The following is a 21,777-nucleotide window of genomic DNA, read 5'->3' as shown; positions in this document are numbered from 1 at the left end:
GCCTTAGCTCACCGCCTTGCCGACCGGGCAGCCGTTGACGACCGCGTCGGCCACGGCGTCAACGCGGTCGCGTTCCAGATGCAGATGATGCCCGCCGGGCACCACATGGCGGGTGAGGTCAGGCACCGCTCCCCGGGCCTTTGCCGCAAAGGCGCGCTCGCCGAGAATGCCCTCATCGCCCTCCACCAGCTGCACCGGGCAGCGAATATCGGCCAGCAGCGCCAGCACCTGGGCCGGGGTAAAGCGCACCGGCGAGGGCTTGAGCAGCCGGCTGTCAGTACGCAGGGTCACACGCCCGTCTTCCAGCCGGCGGCTGTTGCGCTCGACCAGCGGCGCGGCGGTATCGGCGTCGATGGGCGTGACGCCGCCGGCCACCCGGGCGGCAACGGCGCTTTCCACGTCCGCATAGCCGGGCATGCGCGACGCGCGCATGCGGTGGGCAAGAAAACCGCGGCGCAGCTGGGAGGCGGTATCTTCGGCGGCGGTGGAGAGCATCCCCAAACCGTCGATCAGCACCAGCCGGCGCACCCTTTCGGGCAGCGCGGCGGCCAGCAGACAGGCCACCGCCGCGCCCATGGAGTGTCCGACCAGCACGGCGTCGTCGAGCCCCAGGGTGTCCATAGCGTCGAGCACGTCGTGGCCGTAGTCCCAGAGGGCGTAGTCGTCGGTGGCGCCTTCATTGGCGGCGGACAGGCCGTGGCCACGAAAATCCAGCGCCACCAGGCGTATATCCAGCCTCTCGGCGAGCAGCGGCCCCAGGCGCGAGAAGCTCGCGGCGTTATCCAGCCAGCCGTGCAGCGCCAGCCACACCGGCGCCTGCTCGCGCCCCCAGGCAAGCGCCGCCACCCGACCCTCGGCCAGCGAAAGCGAAGTGACGTCCGCCGCGCCAGCGTCTACCATGCCGGCACTGTCTTGCACCATCGTGCTGTTCATTGTCATCCATCCTCAAGGAGCTCGTCATGAAGCCACGCCGCGATACCGCCGCCCGCAACCGGGTCTTTTTCATCGCCGTGATTGCCGCGTTGGCGGTGGCCGCCTGGCTTTTGCGCTAGCGCGCTGCCGGCGCCCGGCCAAGCCTTGGGCTCAACGCCTCGCCGGCCACCACCATGGCCACCAGAATGCCCAGCAGCCACGGCCAGTCCGCGGCAAGCGATACCTGATAAAGCCCCAGCGCGTTGATAAAGATCACCACGATGCCCAAGGGGCTTACGTAGCGCACCATAAAAAGCCAGGCGGCATAGAGTGCCGGCGGCAGCGAAAGCTCGTCGCGAAACGTTTGGCTTTTGAGCACAAATCCCGCCAGCACTACCATGCCAAGCCCGCCCAGCGGCATCAAAAAGCGCGACGTCAGATAGTCGAGCCAGTCAAAGAAGTTTCTGCCCAGAAGCGTCCAGTCGGCGCCGACGTTAAACGACAGCATGGCAAGGGTGCTGACCAGCCACAGCGCGATACCCGCGCTCCAGGCGGCCTGGGGGCGCGACAGCCCCTTATTGTCGCACAGCCAGGAGAGCGTGGCCTCGATCATCGAGATCGACGACGTCAGCGCGGCCATGGACAGCATGATAAAGAACAGCACCCCGAACAGGGTGCCAAAAGGCATCGACTGAAACGCCAGCGGCAGGCTCATGAAGATCAGCCCCGGGCCTTCGCCCGGGTCCATGCCGTTGGCGAAAATCGCCGGGAAAATGGCCAGCCCCGCCATCAGCGCCACAATGGTATCGGCAATGGCCACACCGATGGCGGTGCGCCCGATAGAGGCGCTTTTGGGCAGGTAGCTGCCGTAGGTCAGAATCGCGCCGGAGGCAAGCGACAGGGTAAAAAAGGCGTGCCCCAGCGCCGCCAGCATCCCTGCACTTGACAGGCTGCCGGCGTCAAAGGCAAACAGAAAGCGCACCGCCTCACCGAAACCGCCGGAAAACAGCCCGTAAACAATCAGCACCAGCAGCATCAGCACCAGCCCCGGCATCATCCAGCCGACGCTTCTTTCGATGCCTTTCTGGACGCCCTTGCCGACGATGAACATGGTGGCCACGGTCACCAGCGTACTCCAGAACCCGAGGCTGAGCGGATTCTGGTTGTTGGCGGTAAATACCGCCACCATGTCGTCCACGCTTGAGCCGCTGATGCCGCCGGTGAGCATCTTCCACACGTAGGCGAACGACCAGCCGGCCACCACCACGTAAAACGACAGCACCATGAAGCCGCAAAGCATGCCCATCCAGCCCACCAGCGCCCACACCGAGCCGCTCCCGGACTCGTTCACCACGCGGCGGATGGCATCCACGGGACTGCCGCGCCCGCGCCGCCCAAGGGCAATCTCGGTCATCATCACCGGCACGCCCACGGCGAATATGCACACCAGATAGACCAGCACAAAAGCGCCACCGCCGAATTCACCGGTAATATAGGGAAATTTCCAGATGTTCCCCAGCCCCACCGCCGAGCCGGTGGCCGCGAGTAGAAAGCCCCAGCGGCCCAGCCACTGCGCGCGTGGTTGTTGTGACGTCGTCATGGATACTCCGTTATTTGCGTCCGTTTCCCGGCCATGGCCTGTGCGCCGTATTGTAGGCGATTTTACCCCACCCGTAGCGCCCCGCCTATGGCCCACCACCTGCCCCGCCTTGGGTTCTGCCTTTTACGCCCCCATCTGTTATCACAGATGAGGCTTGGCAGGTCATGCCATACTTGCCATACAGCATCTGCCATACAACGGCCGGCACCGCCGGCGCGCCCATCCGGACTCACCCGGAATAAGGAGTCACCATGAGTCAGACCCAAGCCCCCTGGAAACAGCCCATGCCCGACGCGCAGTTTTCCCTGATGCGCGACATCCTCGCCGCCCCCAGCCCCGTGGGTCTGGAAGCCGCCATGACCTACGGCGTGCTCAAGCCACACTTCGAAAGCTTTGCACCCAACGGCTGGCACCTGCATCAGTTCAAGGGCAACGCCGGCGTGGTGCTCGATACCCACCCCGGGCGCGACGACATGTTCAAGCTGATGCTCATCGGCCACGCCGACAAGATCCGCATGCAGGTGCGCTCCATCGGCGAGGACGGCAAGGTCTGGATCAACACCGACTCGTTCTTGCCCACGGTGCTCATCGGCCACGAGGTCAAGCTGTTCAGCGAAGACCCGGAAAAACCCGGCGAATACCGCTGCCTGGAGGGCGGCACGGTGGAAGCGCTGGGCGCCATCCACTTTTCCGATCCGGCCCAGCGCACCGGCGACAAGGGCATCAAGAAAGAACAGATCTATCTCGACCTGCAGATCCACGGCGACAACAAGAAGCAGCAGGTGGAAAACCTCGGCGTACGCCCGGGCGATTCGATCATCTTCAACCGCCCGATCCGCGAAGGCTTCAGCCCGGACACCTTCTACGGCGCCTACCTGGATAACGGCCTGGGCTGCTTTGCTACGGCCGAAGTGGCAAGGCTGATCGCCGAGGCCGGCGGTACCGAGCAGGTGCGGGTGATGTTCGCCATCGCCAGCTACGAGGAAATCGGCCGCTTCGGCAGCCGGGTGCTGGCCGGCGAGCTCAAGCCCGACGCGCTGATCGGCGTTGACGTCAACCACGACTATGTGGCCGCGCCGGGCATCGGCGACAAGCGCATGCAGCCGCTGGAAATGGGCAAGGGCTTCACCATGTCGGTGGGCTCGATCGCCAGCGAACAGCTCAACCGCGTGATTGCCCAGGCCGCCGGCGAACACGACATTCCGCTGCAGCGCGACATCGTCGGCGTGGATACCGGCACCGACGGCATGGCCGGGGTGCTGGCAAGCGTCGACTGCGCGGCAACCTCCATCGGCTTTCCCATCCGCAACATGCACACCATCTCGGAAACCGGCAACACCGGCGACGTGCTCGCCGCCGTCCACGCCCTGACCCATACCATTCAGGCGCTGGACAAAATGCCCGACCTCGACCGCGCCTTTTTGGATAACCACCCGCGGCTGGATAACGCCCGGCCCCTTGGCCACCAGGGCAGCGAAGCGCCGCAAAGCGATGAGGAAGACGAGGAATAAGCCCCGGGCAAGGCGCCGCCGCGGCTTTCCCGAGGGTTAAAGTTAGCGGACTAACCGCTAAGCTGATAAAGTAACGCCCGCCGGTTTTAAAACGGTGTTTTTAACGGGAGAATAGCTATCTCCCGTTGCTAACCTCCTGCTTTGGAAGCCGGCGGGATTTTTTATCCGTTGCGCCTCGGAGACAGCCATGCCCGCTCGCCGAATCCTGATCCTCAATGCCCTCGGCGCTGCCCTGCTGCTCAGCTGGGCGCTACCGTCGTTTACCGTCTGGGCCTACCTTGACGACGCCGTTTTCTGGTTTTTCAATCACACCATCAGCGTCGACAACCCGCGCTGGACCATGCTTCTTGCCGCGCTCAACAACCGCAAGTTTGACATGGTCATCATGTTCGCCATGCTGGCGATCATGGTCAGCGCCAGCTACCGCGACAGGCGAGGTGGGTATCGGCGCTGGTTCGGCATCGGCGTAACCATGCTGATCACCGCCGGGCTGATGAACGAGCTGGTGCGCAACCTGATTACCTACTCCCACCCCAGCCCGACGAAGGTATTCGACGACGCCAACCTGCTTTCGCAGCTCGTGCACTTTGCCACCAAGGATCAGGCCGGCAACAGCTTCCCCGGCGATCACGGCATCATGGCGATGATATTTGCCGCCTTTATGCTCGCCTTCGGCGACCGTGCCACGCGCATTGCCAGTCTGCTGCTGGTAGCCTGTGCGGTGGTGCCCCGGGTCATGGCAGGTGCGCACTGGCTAAGCGACGTGCTCGTCGGTTCGCTGTCCATCGTGCTGCTGCTACCCTGGGTGCTGTGTACGCCTATTGCGCGTAAAAGCAGCGCCGCCATCACTCGCGCCCTTGAGCGCGGCGAACAGAAACTCGCTGCCCTGCGTGTGCGCCGGCCCCACTGAGCCGGCCAGCGACGTTCGCCTCGGGCAGCCGCAAGACACTCCGGGAGACACAACATGGGAGAGCATGAAGAAGCGCACGAAAACGCTTCCGGTTCAGGCACTGCTGCACGTATCGGCCTGATTCTGGGGCCATTGTGGCTGCTGATAACATGGATTTTGCCGGCCCCGGCCGGCATGTCGGAGGCCGCCTGGTCGTGCCTGGGCATTGCCCTGCTGATGGCGACCTGGTGGTCCACCGAGGCCATCCCGATTCCGGCCACGTCGCTGCTGCCCCTGGTGCTGGTGCCGGCGTTCGGGATCGACACCGTCAAGGCAACCTCAGCCAGCTACGCCAACCCCATCATCTTCTTGTTCCTGGGCGGCTTTCTGATCGGCATCGCCATGCAGCGCTGGGACTTGCATCGGCGCATTGCCCTGCTGGTACTGCGCCTCGTCGGCGCCCAGCCCCGGCGCCAGATTGCCGGCTTTATGCTGGCGACTGGCTTTTTGAGCATGTGGGTCTCCAACACCGCAACGTCGATCATGATGCTGCCCATCGGCATGTCGGTGATCACCCTGCTCGATGACAGCGACCCCAAAGAGCTTGCGCGCTACGCCACCGCGCTGCTGCTGGCCATCGCCTACTCCGCTAGCATCGGCGGTATCGCCACTCTGATCGGCACGCCGCCCAACGCGCTGCTGGCAGGCTATCTGCTCAACGAGCAGAACATCGACATCGGCTTTGCCCAGTGGATGCTGGTCGGCGTCCCCGTCAGCCTTTCCATGATGGCATTGGCCTGGCTGTGGCTTAGCCGCGGCGGTTTCAACATCAACACCGGCGAGGACAGCGGCGCCATGATCCGCCAGGAGCTGGCGCGCCTGGGCCGCATGAGCCGGGCAGAAAAGCGCGTGGGCTGCGTCTTCGTGCTGGCCGCGCTGGCCTGGATCTGCCGTCCGCTCCTTAACAACGCCGGCCTCGACTGGCTCTCGGATACCGGCATTGCCATTGCCGCCGGCATTGCGCTGTTCCTGATTCCCAGCGGCCAGCAGAACGGCCAGCGCCTGCTCAGCTGGCCGGAAGCGGAAAAGCTGCCGTGGGGCGTGCTGCTGCTCTTTGGCGGCGGCCTGGCGCTGGCCGGGGCCATCACCCAGTCGGAGCTCGCCGACTGGATCGCCGAGCAGCTTGCCCTGCTGAGCACGGTGCCGCTGCTTGCGCTGATTGCCGCCGTGGTGCTGGTCATTATCTTCCTGACCGAGGTTACCTCCAACACCGCAACGGCCGCGGCCTTTCTGCCCCTGCTGGGAGCCCTGGCGGTGTCCATCAACCACGAAATACTGCTGATTACGGTGCCGGCCGCCATTGCCGCCAGCTGCGCATTCATGATGCCGGTGGCCACGCCGCCCAACGCCATCGTGTTTGCCACCGGGCACATGAGGATCCAGTCCATGATCCGCGCCGGCTTCGCCCTCAACCTGGCGGGCACCGCCGTCGTCACCCTGCTGGTCTACCTGCTGATTACGCTTCTCTGGTAGCGCCCTGCCGCTCTGATCGCCGGCGCCACGCGAGGCGCCGGCGATACCGGGGCCTGATTGACCAAGCCTGCATAGCAACGCGCCCCCGATGGCAGCCATCGGGGGCGCGTTGCGCCGTTTGCGTTCGGCTTAAAGCGTCATGTAGGGCGTCGCTTCATGTTCGCTGAAGGTGTAGACGTTGTACGGCTCAGTTTTGGCGCCCGGCATCCCCGGCGTGCCGCTGGGCATGCCGGCCAGGCCGATACCGGCAGTTGCCGGCGCCTCCTCGAAAAAGGCCTCCAGCGCGGCCATGGGCACGTGGCCTTCAATCCAGTAGTCGCCGGCCTTGATCGTATGGCAGGAGCCTTTGCCGTAGGGCACGCCGGCTTGCGTCTTGACCTCATTCATGTCCCTGTCGCTTACCACGGTGACATCGACGCCGTGCTCTTCAAGATGGCGGGCGTAGCCGTCGCAGCACATGCACTGCGGGTTCTTATACAGCGTGGCGGTTTCCGGTAGCGCGGCCTGGGCGGCGGTGGCGCTCAGTGAGGTCAGGCCGGCCAGCAGTAGCGGGGTGAATACGCGGCGCATGGCGTTCTCCGTGTTGATGCATTCAGGTGCGTTCATTAGCCCGGCGCTTTGACGCCACGGTTCGCGGCCTGCCGGCGTTCGATAGAGCATACAACCTGCGGGCTGCCCCGGGGTCAAGCGGCGTTGCCCTCCGGCAGGCCGCCAATCGCCATCACCTTGATCGGCGGCAAGAAACCGGGCGTTTTTTTACAAATCCTCGGTACGCGGCGGCTCGCCTACGCTGGCTTTCTGGATATCCTCCTGGCGCAGACCGCGGAACAGCCCGATCATCATGATGAACGCCAGAATGAAAATGGGCAGACCGATCACCGTAATCACCTGCTGCAGCGCTAAAAGCCCGGTTTCCCCGGCCAGCACGATAAGCATGGCCGCGAGCACCCCCTCGGAAATCCCCCAGAACAGGCGCTGGCGTACGGGGCCCGGGTCCGGCGTGCCGGTGCACAGCATGTCAACCACCAGCGACGCCGAGTCCGACGAGGTGGCAAAAAAGATAGCCACGATCAGCACCGCCAGCCCCTTGATAACGGTGGCAAAGGGGAAGTGCTCGAAGAAGGCGAACATGGCCAGCGGTATGCTCTCTTCCACCGCGGCGGACAGCGCGCCGGCCTGCTCGCCCAGGGCTGCGCGAGCGTCGGCGCCGATGCCGTCGATCTCCATGGCCGACCAGCCAAAAATCGAGAACCACACCAGGGTAAAAACCGACGGCGCAAACAGCACCCCGAGAACGAATTCGCGAATAGTGCGCCCGCGGGAGATCCGCGCCACGAAAATGCCGATAAACGGCGACCAGGTCACCGTCCATGCCCAGTAGAAGACCGTCCAGTTGCCCTGCCAGCCCCAACCGCCGTTTTGCTGCTGGTACTGGGCCAGGGTGTCGTTCCAGAATGCCATGGGCACGATGTTGGCCATATAGAGACCGAACGTCTCGATGGTGGCGCGCAGCAAAAATACCGTGGAGCCGGTAAACAGCACGAAAAACATCAGCCCCACGGCCATGCCGATATTGATATTGGAGAGCCGCTTGATCCCCGCGTCCAGCCCGGCAACGATCGACCCGACGGCAACCGCTGTCAGCAGCGCGATGATGATGACCTTGGGCGCGACGGCGTTGGGAATACCGAACAGCTCGCTAAGGCCGGCGTTGATCTGCTGGGTGCCCAGGCCAATGGACACCGCCACCCCGAACAGCGTGCCCAGTACCGCAAAAACGTCCAACGTCTTGCCCAGCGGGCCGTAGATGCGATCCCCGATCAGCGGGTAGAACACCGAGCTGTAGCGCATGGGCAGATCATAGCGGTAAATGAAGTAGGCAAAGGCCAGGCCGGGCAGGGTAAAAATCGCCCAGGTATGCAGCCCCAGGTGGTAGATGGCAAAGCCGATGGCGTCGTCGGCGGCCTCCACGGTAAAGGCGTCCACGTCCGGGTGCGGCGGGTTGGAAAAGTGCGATATCGGCTCGGCCACGCCCCAGAACATCAGCACGGTGCCGATCCCGCCGGCAAACAGCATGGTAAACCAGGACACGTTGCCGTAGTCGGGCTTGGCGTCGTTGCCGCCCAGGCGAATGGCGCCGTAGCGGCTCATGGCCACCCAGAGCAGAAACACTACCCAGCTGGTCACGCCGAAAATGAAAAACCAGCCCAGGTTGGTCACAATCCACAGGCGCCCGGCGCCGAATGCCTCCTCAATCGTTTCGGGAATCAGCAGCAGCGTGATCAAAAACACCACCATGATGCCCGCTGCCACAAAAAAGATAACGGGGTCCGTCCTCAGTCCAAGCCTGCGCGCCAGTTTCTCCATCGTTGTTATCCTTGTGGTAGAGAAAGGGAAGGGGAAACAAGGCAGTAGAAAAAGCCCGCAGCGTGCGGCCGCCCGCTCCGGTCAGCGCCCTGCTTCGCTTTTCAGATTAGAAGCACAACCGCCGGGTGTCGAATATCGCGTTCGGCCAAGACGGCAGATTCGCTCGCTCCGGGAGTCGAGCGCCATAATGTCGCACGGCGTTGCTCGCCATAGGCGATCGGCATAAACTTGATCCATGACAACTTCTCGCTCTTTTTGGCTGGTCCTCGCCCTGCCGGTTGTGGTAAGCGTGGCGCTTGGCGCGCTGATATTCGGCGGCGAGGCGGTATCCGCCAACGGCGTCGAAGCTGACATTCAGCAGGCCCTGGCCGAGCAGACCGCCGCCAGCGTCTTCGAGCTGCGCAACCTCCAGGAGGTCCAATACGGCTACGGCGTCTGCGGCTCCTACCGCCCGTTGGACGGCGAGGGCGGCTACGCGTCGTTTTTCTACGATACGGTCAACCACCGGGTGGTGCGCGATGTCAGCACCCGTGCGTTTACCTCCCACTGCGATCTCTCGGCCATCTGCCGGGATACCCGCTAGCCTTTTTCGTCCCATGACACGTTTTCCGCCCATGACACAGGAGCCATGCCATGCCCGCGCTTTCGTTTACCCACCGCCTGCCCACCCTGCTGCTGGGCGTCTTGCTGCTGGCTGCCGGCAGCGCTGCCGCCGCCGAGCTTGAAGCCACCGACGCCAAACTGCGGCTGCTTCCCGGCGACCTTCCCGGCGCCGGCTACTTCACCCTGCACAACAACGGCGACGCCCCTGTCGCCCTCACCGGTGCGGCGAGCGAGGCCTTCGACAAGGTGATGCTGCACGTCAGCACCGAAGAGGACGGCATGGCCGACATGCACGCGGTTGACGCCGTCGAGGTGGCGCCGGATGACGCTTTCACCTTCGCCCCCAGGGGCCACCACCTGATGTTCATGCAGCGAAGCGCTGATCTCGCCGTGGGCGACAGCGTCGCCGTCGAGCTTGAATTCCAGCATCGCGACCCGCTGAGCGTGACCTTTGACGTAGTCTCACCGGCAGAGCGCTGATGTTAAAGCGACTTCTGTTCGGGCTTGCCGCCCTGGCGGTACTCATCACAGTGGCCGGCTGCGAAGAGGCCCGTGAATGGCGCACCGCCGATATCTCCGACCGCTTGCCGCCGCTGGATTTTACCCTGACCGATGAAAACGGCCGGACCGTGGACGAAAGCGACTATGCGGGCAAGCCGGCGCTGGTGTTTTTCGGCTATACCCACTGCCCCGACGTCTGCCCGGTCACTCTGGCCCGGCTGGCCTCGGTGATCCGCCAGCTGGACGCCGAGGAGCGCGACCAGGTGCAGGTGCTGTTCGTCTCGGTGGATCCGGCCCGGGACACGCCTGAGGTGCTTGAAGCCTATACCGACGCCTTCCACCCCCGGTTTGTGGGGCTTACGGGGAGCAAAGAGCAGATCGACGCCGTGACCAACCGCTACCGGGTGCACTACAGCTACGGCGACAAGGATGCCGACGGCGACTATGCGGTGACGCACTCAAGCGCGGTGATGGCCTTTGGCCGGGACGGCGAGCCGGCCTTTCTCACCCGAGACACGGACTCCGACGCAGCGCTCATCGACGACCTGGAAGCGCTGCTGAAATAAGCGCCTCACACCAGCTTGAACGGCTCGATATCGCGGAAGATGCCGGTTTTGGTCATGTCCCTTCGCAGGGTAAACGCCTCTGCCGCCGCGACCGGGTCGATCTGCTCCAGGGCATCGAAGTGGATGCGCTCCCAGCGCTCCCGAGTCACCTTGATGCTGTACAGATACTGATCGCGCGCCTCGCCAGTGGCGGCATCCGCCGCCTGGCGATAGCCCGACACCCGCGCTTCGCGCACCGCCGGCAGGCGGGCAAAGACCGCCCCCAGCACGCGAAAGGCAATGCCGTGGACGTGATCCCGATAGAGCTGGCGCTGGCGCGTGGCGCTGAGCTTTTTGGGCGTCAGCTTGAGCCGCTTGGCCGGCATGCCCCATTCGCAGTCGGGCATTTCGTCTTCGCCGGGCAGGGCGATGTCCACCGCGATGGTGCGCTCGTCCGCGCCCAGATCGAAATCGACCGCGGTTTCCCGGGGCCAGTCGATTTCCTCCAGGCGCTCCTGAAGCGTCCTGGCCATGGCATCAAGGTCATCCCAGACGCCCCGGGATTCGCGCTGCTGGCGCGCAAATTCGGCGGCGTCGAACTCGGCCTTGCGCCACTCCCACTGGCGATAGGCCTTGTCGAAAGCGGCGCGGCGACGCCTATTGTCATTGAGGCGCCGGCGCTCGCCCGGGGGCCAGAACCGGTGCCACCAGCGCAGCGGCCGCGTGCTGAGCGCCGCCGGCGGCGCTTCGATGAACGGCCGCGGCGTGTAGCCGCCAAGCGTGGGGGCCGGCGTATCGTGGTGCAGCTGACCAAGCGCCACCAGGTCGGCATTGCGCTGCTCGCAGAGCGCTTGCAGCCGCTGGCGAATGGCGTCTTCGCCATCGCGGCGAACGTCCCGGGCCTCGGCCTCGCTCAGGGGGGTGCCGTCGGCATGGAAATAGCTGACGTAGCCCCGTTCATCGATCGCAAGCTCAAGTTCAAGCGTGCCGCCCTCTTCCCGCGGTGCCTCCGTTTTCGCCTCCGACCCTGACTTGGTGCTATCGCCCTTTTTATTCAGCCGGGTACGATACCCAAGGCCGGTGCCGGGAACCCCCGCATGGGCGTGTGCCCCGCTCGGCCCCAGCGTAATGCTTGCCCCGCGCGGCCCCACGGAGACCCCCGCTCCGCGCTTGCTCAGATTCAACCGCACGCCGGGCGCCAACGTAATACGCCGCCGAAAACGAAATGCCATGACTGCCTCCCGCTTGCCTAACCCTTTGTCGATACACGCCCGCTGCGCACTCGGTCGCGCTGATCCTTGATCGCCACCATAAGCGCTGTGCAGATCACCAGCGCAATAATCCCAAAGCCGCTAGCCGCCGCGACCGACCAGGACGTTACCTTAAGCAGGCCAAACACCGCCGCGGTAATCACCGCGATGCCCACCGAGGTGCCGATGCGCTGGCCGGTCTGCATGATCGCCCCGGAGCTTCCGGCGTAGGCCAGCGGCACCTCGGCAAGAGTCAGCGTCTGGTTGGGGCTGACCACCGCGCCCTGGGCCGTGCCCACCAACGCCAGCGACGCCATCAGCCACCAGGGGCTGATATACCCACCGGCGTGCAGCAGAATCACCGTAATGCACAGCAAAAGCCCTAAAATGGCGCAGCACAGCCCGCCGACCACCACTTTACGACCATAGCGCGATACGCGCTTGCCTGCCCAGTTGGCGGCAAAGGCCGACATCATTGCCGAAGGGATGCCCACCGTCCCCGCTTCCAGCGCCGAGCGGCCGATACCTTCCTGCATATAAAGCGCCACCAGCACCCAGATACTGGTCATGCCCAGAAAGTACAGCGTCATGATCAGCGAGCCGTTGGTGAAGCTGCGGGTGGCAAAGATATTCAGGTCTACCATGGGGCTTCGCCCCTGGCGGGCATAGTGGCGCTCCCAGCGCACCCAGGCCACCACCAGCGCCAGGCCTGCCGGCAGCCACAGCCAGGTAAGCGGCGAGTTGCGCGCCTCCATGAACGGCAGCAGCACCGCGAACACCGCCAGGCCCAATAGCAGGGAGCCCACCGGGTCAAGCGAGCGGCCGATATGCAAAAGCCGGTGGGAAACGCTCGCGCTCCCGCGCGGCCCGCCACCGCCGCTCAGCAGCGGCCGGGGGAACCAGGCAAAGGCCAGGATCAGCGTCAGCACGCCGATGGGCACGTTGACCAGAAACGTCAGCCGCCAGCCGATATCGGCACCGCCAAGCTCGATCAAAAGCCCGCCGAGCAGCGGGCCAATGCCCACCGAGACCCCTACCACGCTGCCGAAGTAGCCAAACGCCCGGCCGCGTTCGCTGCCACGAAAATACTGCTGGATCATGCCCACGCCCTGGGGATTCAAAAGCCCCGAGCCCACGCCCTGGACAAACCGCGCGGCGTTGAGCGCGGTGGCGTTAGGCGCCAGCCCCGAGGCGATCGAGGCGGCGGTAAACACCGTCACCCCGATGATGAAAATGCCCCCGCGGCCCATGATATCACCCGCCCGGCCAGCCGCGACCAGCACCACGCCGAACGTCAGCGCATAGCCCGAGAGTACCCACTGCAAATCCGACTGCGACGCCCCCAGCCCTTGCTGCACCGAGGGCAACGCCACGTTGACGATGCTCACGCTGATCAGCGACATGGCAATCGCCCCCAGCAGCACGATCAGGATGCGCCAGCGTATCGGGTCCTGCGTTACGTCATACTCTGCTGCGTTTGACTCAACCTGCTTGTGCACGAATAACCGCTCCCCTTTCACCCGGCAAACCCGCCGGCAACTATACGCAACGGCAAAATAAAGGGGCGCCGGCCATCGCGAGCGCCCCGGGCATTGAGTATAACAGCCGGTTAGCGGCCTATCCCCGAGAAGTGAGGTTGTAGGCAAGCCAAGGTCTGAGAAGCCTTTCATTCAACGCAAAGCGGCGGCAAACATGGCCACCGAATACGACGTGCTTATTGCACCTTAATCACCGAACGGCCCAGCAGTTCGCGACCGGCAACGTCCAAAAATCGGACCTCATAGGTGCCTGATTCATCCGGTATGGTAATCTCCATGGACTTTTCCTCACCGATAGATTGAACGCTGATCCAGCTGAATTCCGGCTGATCCTTACGCGCCAGAGCAATGCGCTGATCTTGACTGCCGCTACCCCCGCGCCAGGTAATCGTGACGGTTTCACCTGCCTTTGCGCTGCTGGGAACATCAAGGCCTGCGCCGCTATCCAGCGGGGCATCGGCAGCAACCACCTCAAGCGGGGCGCTGGCAAGCGTTTTCATGCCTTCGCGCAATATGTAGCGCACCTCATAAAGCCCCGGATCGGCGGGAGCGGTGAGCTTGCCCTCGCTTTTTTCACGCACCAACCCACGGTCTCCCGTTTTTCCCTCGTCAGCACCCGCCGGCACAACGGTGTAGTAATCATCGGTGGCGATCGTACTGCTCCAGCTGACCGTGACAGGCGTAGCGGCGCGTACTATGTCAGGGGCGCTGATAGTCACGTCGGCATCGACTACCTCAAGCGGGGCGCTGGCAAGCGTTTTCATGCCCTCGCGCAATACATAGCGCACTTCATAGAGCCCCGGCTCGGCGGGAGCGGTCAGCGTGCCCTCGCTTTTTTCACGCACCAGCCCCCGATCTCCCGTTTCGCCCTCGTCAGCCCCCGCCGGCACCACGGTGTAATAGTCGTCGGTAGCGATAGTATCGCTCCAGCTGACCGTAAAACGTGCCCCGGTAGTCGCCTGCTCGGGTGCGCTGATGCCAAGCTCAGCCGCCACCACCTCCAGGGGGGCACTGGCCAATGTCTTCATGCCCTCGCGCAATATGTAGCGCACTTCATAGAGCCCCGGCTCGGCGGGGGCCTTGAGCGTATCTTCGTTTTTTTCACGCACCAGACCCCGGTCTCCCGTTTCTCCCTCGTCAGCACCTGCCGGCACCACGGTGTAATAGTCATTGGTAGCAACGCTATCGCTCCAGCTGACCGTAAAATGTGCCCCGGTAGTCGCCTGCTCGGGTGCGGTCAGCTCAACGCCGGGCAACGCCGGCTCCGGTTCCGGCTGAGGTTCCGGCTGAGGTTCCGGTTGCTCCATGACAACCTGCACCTGAGCCAGCGCGTCATGCAGCTCGGCGGCACTGTTGGCCGGCACAAAGATGCCGCCGGTGTTGTCGGCAATACAGGCAAGGCTCTTGTGGGCATCGGCTTCCAGGTCAAAGCCTACTACGTGGGTCGTCAGCCTGACGCCCTGCCGAGCAAGCTGCTCGGAAAGCTCGCAGGGATCGGCATTACAGGTTTCCAGCCCGTCGGAAATCAGCACGATAGTCGCCTGGCTATCACGGTACGAAAGCAGGTCGGCAGCGTGCTCAAGCGAAGCCGAGATAGGCGTTTTGCCCTTGGGCCTAATCGCATTAACGGTGTTGATAAAGTCCGTTTTGTTTAACGATCCAGGCTCGATAAGGGTTTCAATATCCTCACAGTCACCCTGGCGGCGATGCCCGTAGGCCACCAGCCCCAAAGGCGTATTTTCATCCCACTCATTGATCAGATCGGCCATCACGCTCTGAGCAATTTCCATTTTGCTCACGCCGTCAATTTGTCCCCACATGGAGCCTGATGCGTCGTAGACAATGACCACATCCTCTTTCGCCTGCGCTTCGGCGGCACAGGCAAGGCCGGCTGCCGCCAGAGCAGCTAACAGCGTTGATATAAGCCGTTTCATTGGTTTTCTCTCCTGTACTGCCCCGCACTAGCCACGAACACTCTTTATCAACATCAGCCATGGACACACGCTACGGGCACTCGCCTATGGCCCACGCACTTTATGCCTTGCCCCTCATGTTCGCAGCTGGTGCTGCACTTGCCCCCGTTTAATCAGACAGGAAAACCGAGCCGAACCATGCTCTGAGTCAAACGACTACACTAGCTAACACACTCCATGGCTCGACAGGAGATGAATCATGTGGCGATTATTCACAATATGGCTCGGCGGACTTACCCTGATAGGCACGGCCACCCTTGCCAACAGCGCGCCCCGGCTACCCGAATCGGTAGCAGCGAAAGACGCAGCGCCGAAGCAGACTTTACTTCAGATAACGGGCAATACCCGTGGCAAAACCGTCGACCTAACCCGGGCAGACTTACGCGCACTGCCCAACGCGACGCTGACTACCTCTACAGTAGTGACCGACGGCACGCACGAATTTCGCGGCTTTTTAATGCGCGATCTGCTGGAGCAGATGGATATCCAGGGCAGCCAAGTAACCGCCATGGCACTTAACGACTACGCCGTGAACATCCCCGTGGAGGATTTTTACCGGTTTAATGTAATCGTGGCCTACGCCATGGACGGCAAGCGCTTAAAACGAGCAGGCAAGGGGCCATTGTGGATTGTCTACCCGCGCGATGCGCATAAGGCGCTGCAGGATATCCGCTATGATTATCGCTGGGTATGGCAACTCTACCGACTGGAGGTGCAATGAAGCGCCGCAGTTCATCCATTTTCGGCATCTGGCTGCCGCTGGCGGCCGTGCCCGCCTTTGCGTTGCTACTGGCGTTCTCATTGATTCGCATGCTGGATGTGGAAAGCAACATGCGAGTCGATGCCGAGCAGAACATGCTCTGGGTGCTGCACCAGGCAGAAGTCGCGGCGCTGCGCCTGACCAGCACCATTGCTCTGGCAGAAGCGGGGGCCGCATCAACGGACGACGTTGCCCTACGCTTCGACATTCTGCAAAGCCGGATTGCATTGCTCCACGCCGGACCGCAGCATCGCTTTATCGAGCAGATTAACTTTACCGACACGCTGGATCAGCTAAGCCGTACGCTGGATAGCCTGGTGCCGGAGATCGCCGCTTTTACCCCCAATGCCGGCCCCGGCCTGCGCAGTCAACTAGCACCTTTTGCACGCCGCCTGGGTCAAGCCGCCAATGTGGCCATGATCACCGAGTGGGATGATCTCGGCGGACGCCTGGAAGCCCAGCGCCAGCAGCTCCATCAGGCCATTGCTTCGCTCGTCGGCATTATGATCGCAGGCGCTGTCCTGACCGTGACGCTGATTCAGGCACTGCGTCAGTCCCATCGTCGCAACCGGATGCTGCGCCGGGAGCGCGATTTTTCGGCGCTGCTGATTGCTTCCAGCGGCGAGGGCATTCTGGCGGTGGGCAACGACGGACGCTGTACGCTGTGGAGTTCCGCCATGGCCGACATTACCGGCAAGTCAGAAGGCCAGGCAATGGGCAAGGCGCTGGCAGACATCGCCAATTTCTTTGCTACGCCGGCGGTGGATCAAGGCGTTACCCGAGCGCTTGACGGTACCGCATCGCGGTTGACGCTACAGCCGCTGATTCAGCCCGGCGGTGCGACAACCCTGCATGTGGACCTGCACGCCTTTCCGATGCGCGACGACGGCGCTGTTCTGGGGGCCATTTTACTACTGCACGACGCCTCAGACCGGTACGCTGCCCAACAAAAACAAGCTCTCGACCGCGACCGGCTGGAAGAGCTGGTTATTGAACGCACCCAGGATCTGGACAGTGCCTTGCAGCGCGAAAGATCGGCGGCAGAGCTTTATCGTAATTTTGCGGCCATGGTGTCACATCAATTTCGTACGCCGCTGGCAGTGGCAGACTCGGCCCTGCAGCGGCTGATACGCCGAGGCTCCCGAGCCCGGCCGGATGAAATCATCGAGCGCGCAAACCGTGCCCGTGGTGCCATTGCCGGCTTGACGCGGTTGGTAGACAGCACGCTGGATACCGCCAGGCTGGATGCCGGCCAGATCAGCACGCGCCAGGTCGAGTGCGACCTGGGCAAGATCGTTGAGGCTGTCTGCACGCGCCAGCGTCAGGCCACACCAAGCCACCGGCTCGTGCTGCACAAGGAAAGCGATAACGACAGTATCGCCCTCTGCGATCCGGCACATGCCGAGCATGTGCTGGAGAACCTGTTGTCCAATGCCATAAAGTACGCACCCCCCGAAGCTTCCATTACGGTAAGTATGCACGGCGACGAGCAAACGCTGTCCTGCGACGTGCATCACGATGGCGAGCCGATTCCCGAGCACGATCGTGCGCATCTTTTTGAACGCAACTACCGCGGCGCCAGCAGCGTCGGTATTGCCGGTACCGGTATCGGGCTATTCATGGCACGCACCCTGATACGCATGCAAGGCGGCGAACTTAGCCTTCAGCCGGATAGCCACGGGGTTACCTTTCGTTTAACGCTGCCCCGCGTAGCAGGAGCAAAGACATGATCGCAACAACTGCGCTAATCCTGGTGGTGGAAGATGAGCAGGCGCTGCGCAATGATATTGCCGAAGAGTTGCAGGAAGCCGGCTACCGCACCTGCGTGGCGGCTGATGGCCAGCAGGCACTAACGCTGCTGATAAACACCGCACCGGATCTACTGCTGTGCGATATCACCATGCCCGGCCTCGACGGCTACGAGCTGCTTGACACTCTTCGCGCCCGGCACCCCGAGTTCGCTGCTACGCCGTTTATCTTTCTGACGGCACTGGCCGAGCCCCGCGAAGTGGTCAAGGGCAAGCTGCTGGGCGCCGATGACTACCTGGTCAAGCCGCTCGATTACGACCTGATGCTGGCAACTGTTGAAGCCCATCTGCGCCAGGTGAAGCGCCTTCGCCAGCAGCACCGTGATGAGGTTGCAACGCTACACAAAGCCGTTAGCGGCCTGTCCGGCGACGGCGCCGATCAGGCGCTGGATCTTATTGCCCTGGGTATCGTACTGCTTGATGATCAGGGAAAAACGACTCGTGTTAATCGCGCAGCTCGACATATGGCCGACGATGCCAATGTTGTGCGCATTGATGAAACGGGTATTCAAGCGCTTGATAGATTTTCCAACCGAGCGCTACAGGCGGCACTTGGCGACGTTAATAACGCCGCCGTGGGCGGTGAAGAAAAGGTGATGGGCGTCATGCTCCAACGAGAACAGCAAGAAAACAGCGTATCGGCATTAGTTTGCGCGCTACCCCAGGCCACAGCGGAAAATTCGTGGCAACGGCCCGGCGTCGCGGTGTTTCTTTCTGCTTCGCACTTTCGTCAGCGGGCATCAAAAACGCTGCTGATGGAACTCTTTGACCTGACGCCGACCGAGGCGCGGGTCGCCGGAGCGCTGGCCGGCAGCGCACGCAAGGCGGATATCGCCGAAGAGCTTGGCATTACTCAAACGACTGTCGCCTTCCATATGCGCAACCTGTTCGATAAAACCAGAACTCACCGTCAGGCCGATCTCATTGCACTGATACTCGCCGGCCCAATGATGGTTCAATCAGGATGACTCGCGTTGAAGTGGTCCAACGAGGCCACTTCTTCATGCACCTTCGTTAACACAGCCGTTTTAATATCCCGCCTACCTGCTGATATTTCCCACGTCCCAGTTCATTCAAACGGGGCGCCATCAGCGTTTGTTCCATAAACTGAAAGTGCTTTTTCGTCGACGGTCGGCTGCGTTCCCAGGCTTTCTTTATTCTCGGCGTTGCCGCTCTTTTGCTGCTTTTTGCAGCGCCGAGCGTCTTCAATAGGGTGGTGCAGGTCGCCGACCAGGCGCCGGTCTTAAGCGCCACCAACGGGGTGACGGAGTATCTACCATGAAAGACTTTCAAGTGGGCACTATTCTCGGCCTGCTGCGCCGCACTATGCCATTTTTGATCTTTCGCTTTCTGGTCTACTTCGGCATTACGCTGAGCTATGTGCTAGCCACCGGCGCCGGTGCAGGCGTGGGCTATACTGCCGGAGCGGTATTCGGCAATGCCGGCGGGGGAGCTACCTGGGGCGGCCTTCTCGGGTTCGGCCTGGCCGGTGCAGTGATGTATTTCTTGCGCGAATACCTGCTGTACATGGTAAAGGCCGGCCACATCGCCGTGCTGGTCGAGCTGATGGACGGCAGCAGGATTCCCGGCGGCCGGGGCCAGCTGGATTATGCCCAGAGCGTAGTTAGAGAACGCTTCACCGAGTCCAACGTGCTGTTCGGCGTTGACCAGCTGATCAAGGGTGTTATCAAGGCATTCAATCGCACTTTCTTTACCCTGGCAGCGATTCTTCCCATTCCCGGTATCGAAGGGCTGGCCAAGCTCGTCAACACCGTCATCCGCCTCTCACTCACCTACCTGGATGAAGTTATCCTCGCCCATAACATCCGCACCCGCAGCGACAACCCCTGGGCTACCAGCCGTAGCGCGTTGATTCTTTACGCCCAGAACTACAAGGCCTTTTTGACCAATGCCGTACTGCTCACCTTTATTACCTGGGGGCTGACGCTTGGCGTATTCCTGCTGATTTTGGCCCCGGTAGCCGGCCTGGTCGCACTATTTCCCGGCACCGCTGGCGTCCTTACCTTCGCCGTGACGCTGGTATTTGCCTGGGGCGTCAAACAGGCCGTGATTGAACCCTTTGCCATGACCGCCCTGATGCAAGTGTTCTTCAAGGTTACCCAAGATCAGCAGCCCGATCCGGAATGGGAGTAGAAACTGGATTCCCTATCCGGCCAGTTCGGCGAGCTGAAGAGCAAAGCCAAAGAGTGGGGCCATAGCCGGCAGGAACAGGAAGTGGCGGGAAAAAACACTGTGCCATAGTGCACCAAGCGCTCTACTACTTAGATAGCCATCACACCCACAGCGGAAAAACAACATGAACCAACAACAACGGAATTTTCCTACTCGACTCCGGCCTGCAGCCGCGCTTTTCCTTCTCCTGCCTGGCCTTGCGCTGGCCGGCGGCAAGGCTACTCTGATAGAAGCCGGTCACTCCATGCCGATTGGCAATCAAGCGATTAAAACGGGTCCAACCGAGATTTCCATTACCTGGCAGGACGCCGATACGGTACGGATGGATTTTGACGAAGACAGCTCGCTATTCCGCCTGGACGGCAAGACATATACGGTAAGCCGCAGCGACGGCGATATAGAAGTCATCGATATAGGTGCCATGATAGAGATGATGCATTCCATGACCAATCAGGGAGAGGGTCAGGATGATAAAGACTCGCTCGACGAAAGCTTTTCAACCCAAGCGACCGGCAGAACCGAAACCCTAGCCGGCTTCGAGGGCCGAGTCTATCAGGTGCAGTCGAATCTTTTTGACGAAGACGACGGCCCCGACGAAGTCGTCTTCACCGACGATCCTCTGGTCGTGGAAATGACCCACGCCTATTTCGGCGTGATGGACGGCATGGCCAGCAAGGAAATGGGACAGAGCTGGCTGGATGCCCTCCCTGGCAAGGATCGAGGTCTGCTGCGCCTTGGCGATCAACTCAGGCTTGAATCGATCCAGCGCGCCGACCCGCCTGCCTCCGCCTTTGAGCTACCTGCCGAACCGATGGACCTGCAAAGCCAGATGGGCGGCATGGGAGCACCTTGACACGCCTCGTGATTGACGGCTAGCGCCTCCAGACACAAAAAAGCCCGCTCTAGGCGGGCTTCTTCGTTATATTCTGGCGGAGGAGGAGAGATTCGAACTCTCGAAGCCTTTCGACTTACTCACTTTCCAGGCGAGCTCCTTCGACCACTCGGACACTCCTCCGCAAACTGTCGTTCTGCACGGGGTGGGCGCTTGCCTTTATCCGCGAGAACGGCGCGTATATTAATGGCTAAGGCGGGGAATGACAAGGTTTTTTGTCGCTTCTCCTGATGGCAGAGCCTAAACGCCGGCGGAGAGCACCGCGTAGCGGGCCGCTTTTGGGAAACGCGAGCGGCGGATAGGACGCCCTTGAAAGGCACTCAGGCGCGGCTTAATCCCAGCGCTCGACGAAGTCGGCGATATCGTGCTCGGGGGCGGGCCTCAGCCGGCCGCCGGGGGTGCCGACGTACAAAAAGCCGATCAGCTCGTCGTCGTCTTCCAGGCCCAGCCCCTTGTGCACCACCGGGTCAAACGCGTACTTGCCGGTGCGCCACATAGCGCCAAAGCCCTGGGCGTAGGTCGCCAGCAGCATGGCGTGGGCGGCGCAGCCGGCAGAGAGCACCTGTTCAAGCCGGGGCACGCCGGGCACGTCGGGCTGGACCCTGGCCACCACGGCGATCAGCATCGGCGCGCGCAGGGGCTTTTTGCGCGCGCTGGCGAGCACGGTGTCGCTGGCGTCGGGGTCGGCCTGGAACTCGGCTTCGGCGTAAACCTCCCCCAGGCGCTCGCGGCCCTCGCCGGTAAACTCGATAAAGCGCCAGGGGCGCAGCTCTTTATGGTCCGGGGCGCGCAGGGCCGCCTGGTAGATAGCTTCCAGGGCCTCGCCTTCGGGGACCGGGGCCATGAGTTTGCCCATGGAGCGGCGTTCGTGCAGAAGCGTCAGTGCATCCATCAGTGACTCC

19 protein-coding genes and 1 tRNA gene are annotated in these 21,777 nt (G+C 62.4%); 11 read left to right on the top strand and 9 right to left on the bottom strand.

Annotated features, from left to right (window positions below):
• Positions 1-3: 3 nt before the first annotated feature.
• Together RS027_RS04090 and RS027_RS04085 are read right to left on the bottom strand one after the other, a co-directional pair.
• Entirely contained in the window at positions 4-900 is an 897-nt protein-coding gene (locus RS027_RS04090; protein WP_311954653.1) for an alpha/beta fold hydrolase, read from the bottom strand.
• Between the two features lie 148 nt (positions 901-1,048).
• Entirely contained in the window at positions 1,049-2,512 is a 1,464-nt protein-coding gene (locus RS027_RS04085; protein ID WP_311954623.1) for a sodium-dependent transporter, read from the bottom strand.
• Positions 2,513-2,763: 251 nt separating this feature from the next.
• Between RS027_RS04085 and RS027_RS04080 the strand changes: the two genes are divergently transcribed.
• The 3 genes from RS027_RS04080 (at position 2,764) to RS027_RS04070 (ending at position 6,445) form a co-directional block, all read left to right on the top strand.
• Positions 2,764-4,023 carry a M20/M25/M40 family metallo-hydrolase gene (locus RS027_RS04080; RefSeq protein ID WP_311954620.1) on the top strand — a complete coding sequence of 420 codons (1,260 nt, stop codon included), beginning with the start codon at positions 2,764-2,766 and terminating at the stop codon, positions 4,021-4,023.
• Between the two features lie 187 nt (positions 4,024-4,210).
• On the top strand, positions 4,211-4,933 hold the full coding sequence (locus RS027_RS04075) for a phosphatase PAP2 family protein (RefSeq protein ID WP_311954617.1): 723 nt from the start codon (positions 4,211-4,213) through the stop codon (positions 4,931-4,933).
• Between the two features lie 54 nt (positions 4,934-4,987).
• Positions 4,988-6,445, top strand: coding sequence for an SLC13 family permease (locus RS027_RS04070; protein ID WP_311954613.1), 1,458 nt, complete (start codon positions 4,988-4,990; stop codon positions 6,443-6,445).
• Positions 6,446-6,574: 129 nt separating this feature from the next.
• Here RS027_RS04070 and RS027_RS04065 read toward each other — a convergent pair whose 3' ends face one another.
• Both RS027_RS04065 and RS027_RS04060 read right to left on the bottom strand, forming a co-directional pair.
• Positions 6,575-7,051, bottom strand: coding sequence for a DUF411 domain-containing protein (locus RS027_RS04065; RefSeq protein WP_311954610.1), 477 nt, complete (start codon positions 7,049-7,051; stop codon positions 6,575-6,577).
• A 150-nt stretch (positions 7,052-7,201) separates the two neighbouring features.
• Entirely contained in the window at positions 7,202-8,812 is a 1,611-nt protein-coding gene (locus RS027_RS04060) for a BCCT family transporter (protein ID WP_311954607.1), read from the bottom strand.
• Positions 8,813-9,047: 235 nt separating this feature from the next.
• Here RS027_RS04060 and RS027_RS04055 point away from each other — a divergent pair, with 235 nt between their 5' ends.
• The 3 genes from RS027_RS04055 to RS027_RS04045 are packed head-to-tail and all read left to right on the top strand — an operon-like array spanning position 9,048 to position 10,482.
• Positions 9,048-9,395: a hypothetical protein gene (locus RS027_RS04055; RefSeq protein WP_311954605.1), complete on the top strand. Its 348-nt coding sequence runs from the start codon at positions 9,048-9,050 to the stop codon at positions 9,393-9,395.
• 50 nt (positions 9,396-9,445) lie between these two features.
• Positions 9,446-9,895, top strand: coding sequence for a copper chaperone PCu(A)C (locus tag RS027_RS04050; RefSeq protein WP_311954602.1), 450 nt, complete (start codon positions 9,446-9,448; stop codon positions 9,893-9,895).
• Complete coding sequence (locus RS027_RS04045) at positions 9,895-10,482, top strand: SCO family protein (protein WP_311954600.1); 588 nt, start codon at positions 9,895-9,897, stop codon at positions 10,480-10,482. The genes RS027_RS04050 and RS027_RS04045 overlap by 1 nt, the downstream gene beginning before the upstream one ends.
• Before the next feature lie 5 nt (positions 10,483-10,487).
• Here RS027_RS04045 and RS027_RS04040 read toward each other — a convergent pair whose 3' ends face one another.
• The 3 genes from RS027_RS04040 to RS027_RS04030 form a co-directional block, all read right to left on the bottom strand.
• Positions 10,488-11,693, bottom strand: coding sequence for a DUF4236 domain-containing protein (locus RS027_RS04040; RefSeq protein ID WP_311954596.1), 1,206 nt, complete (start codon positions 11,691-11,693; stop codon positions 10,488-10,490).
• A 17-nt stretch (positions 11,694-11,710) separates the two neighbouring features.
• Positions 11,711-13,210 (bottom strand): MFS transporter, encoded by a 1,500-nt coding sequence (locus tag RS027_RS04035; RefSeq protein ID WP_311954590.1) that lies wholly within the window; start codon positions 13,208-13,210, stop codon positions 11,711-11,713.
• A 215-nt stretch (positions 13,211-13,425) separates the two neighbouring features.
• Complete coding sequence (locus RS027_RS04030; protein WP_311954583.1) at positions 13,426-15,183, bottom strand: VWA domain-containing protein; 1,758 nt, start codon at positions 15,181-15,183, stop codon at positions 13,426-13,428.
• 238 nt (positions 15,184-15,421) lie between these two features.
• Between RS027_RS04030 and RS027_RS04025 the strand changes: the two genes are divergently transcribed.
• From RS027_RS04025 to RS027_RS04005, 5 genes are all read left to right on the top strand, one after another.
• Complete coding sequence (locus RS027_RS04025) at positions 15,422-15,943, top strand: putative pterin-binding protein (protein WP_311954578.1); 522 nt, start codon at positions 15,422-15,424, stop codon at positions 15,941-15,943.
• Positions 15,913-17,712: a sensor histidine kinase gene (locus RS027_RS04020; RefSeq protein ID WP_311954574.1), complete on the top strand. Its 1,800-nt coding sequence runs from the start codon at positions 15,913-15,915 to the stop codon at positions 17,710-17,712. The genes RS027_RS04025 and RS027_RS04020 overlap by 31 nt, the downstream gene beginning before the upstream one ends.
• 26 nt (positions 17,713-17,738) lie before the next feature.
• A complete protein-coding gene (locus RS027_RS04015) occupies positions 17,739-18,758 on the top strand; it encodes a response regulator (protein ID WP_311954571.1) in 1,020 nt (339 codons plus the stop codon).
• A 310-nt stretch (positions 18,759-19,068) separates the two neighbouring features.
• Complete coding sequence (locus RS027_RS04010; RefSeq protein ID WP_311954566.1) at positions 19,069-19,944, top strand: hypothetical protein; 876 nt, start codon at positions 19,069-19,071, stop codon at positions 19,942-19,944.
• 163 nt (positions 19,945-20,107) lie between these two features.
• Positions 20,108-20,836, top strand: a complete 729-nt coding sequence (locus RS027_RS04005) for a hypothetical protein (RefSeq protein WP_311954564.1) — start codon at positions 20,108-20,110, stop codon at positions 20,834-20,836.
• A gap of 74 nt (positions 20,837-20,910) precedes the next feature.
• Here RS027_RS04005 and RS027_RS04000 read toward each other — a convergent pair.
• Both RS027_RS04000 and RS027_RS03995 read right to left on the bottom strand, forming a co-directional pair.
• Positions 20,911-20,998, bottom strand: a tRNA-Ser gene (locus RS027_RS04000).
• A 208-nt stretch (positions 20,999-21,206) separates the two neighbouring features.
• Positions 21,207-21,767, bottom strand: a complete 561-nt coding sequence (locus RS027_RS03995; RefSeq protein WP_311954561.1) for an NAD(P)H nitroreductase — start codon at positions 21,765-21,767, stop codon at positions 21,207-21,209.
• Between the last annotated feature and the right edge of the window lie 10 nt (positions 21,768-21,777).

Origin of the sequence: Halomonas garicola (genome assembly GCF_031935715.1) — a bacterium.
Classification (GTDB): Bacteria; Pseudomonadota; Gammaproteobacteria; order Pseudomonadales; family Halomonadaceae; genus Vreelandella; species Vreelandella garicola.
The sequence above is the reverse complement of the archived record's forward strand: the minus strand, read 5'-3'. Positions and strand labels throughout refer to the sequence as shown.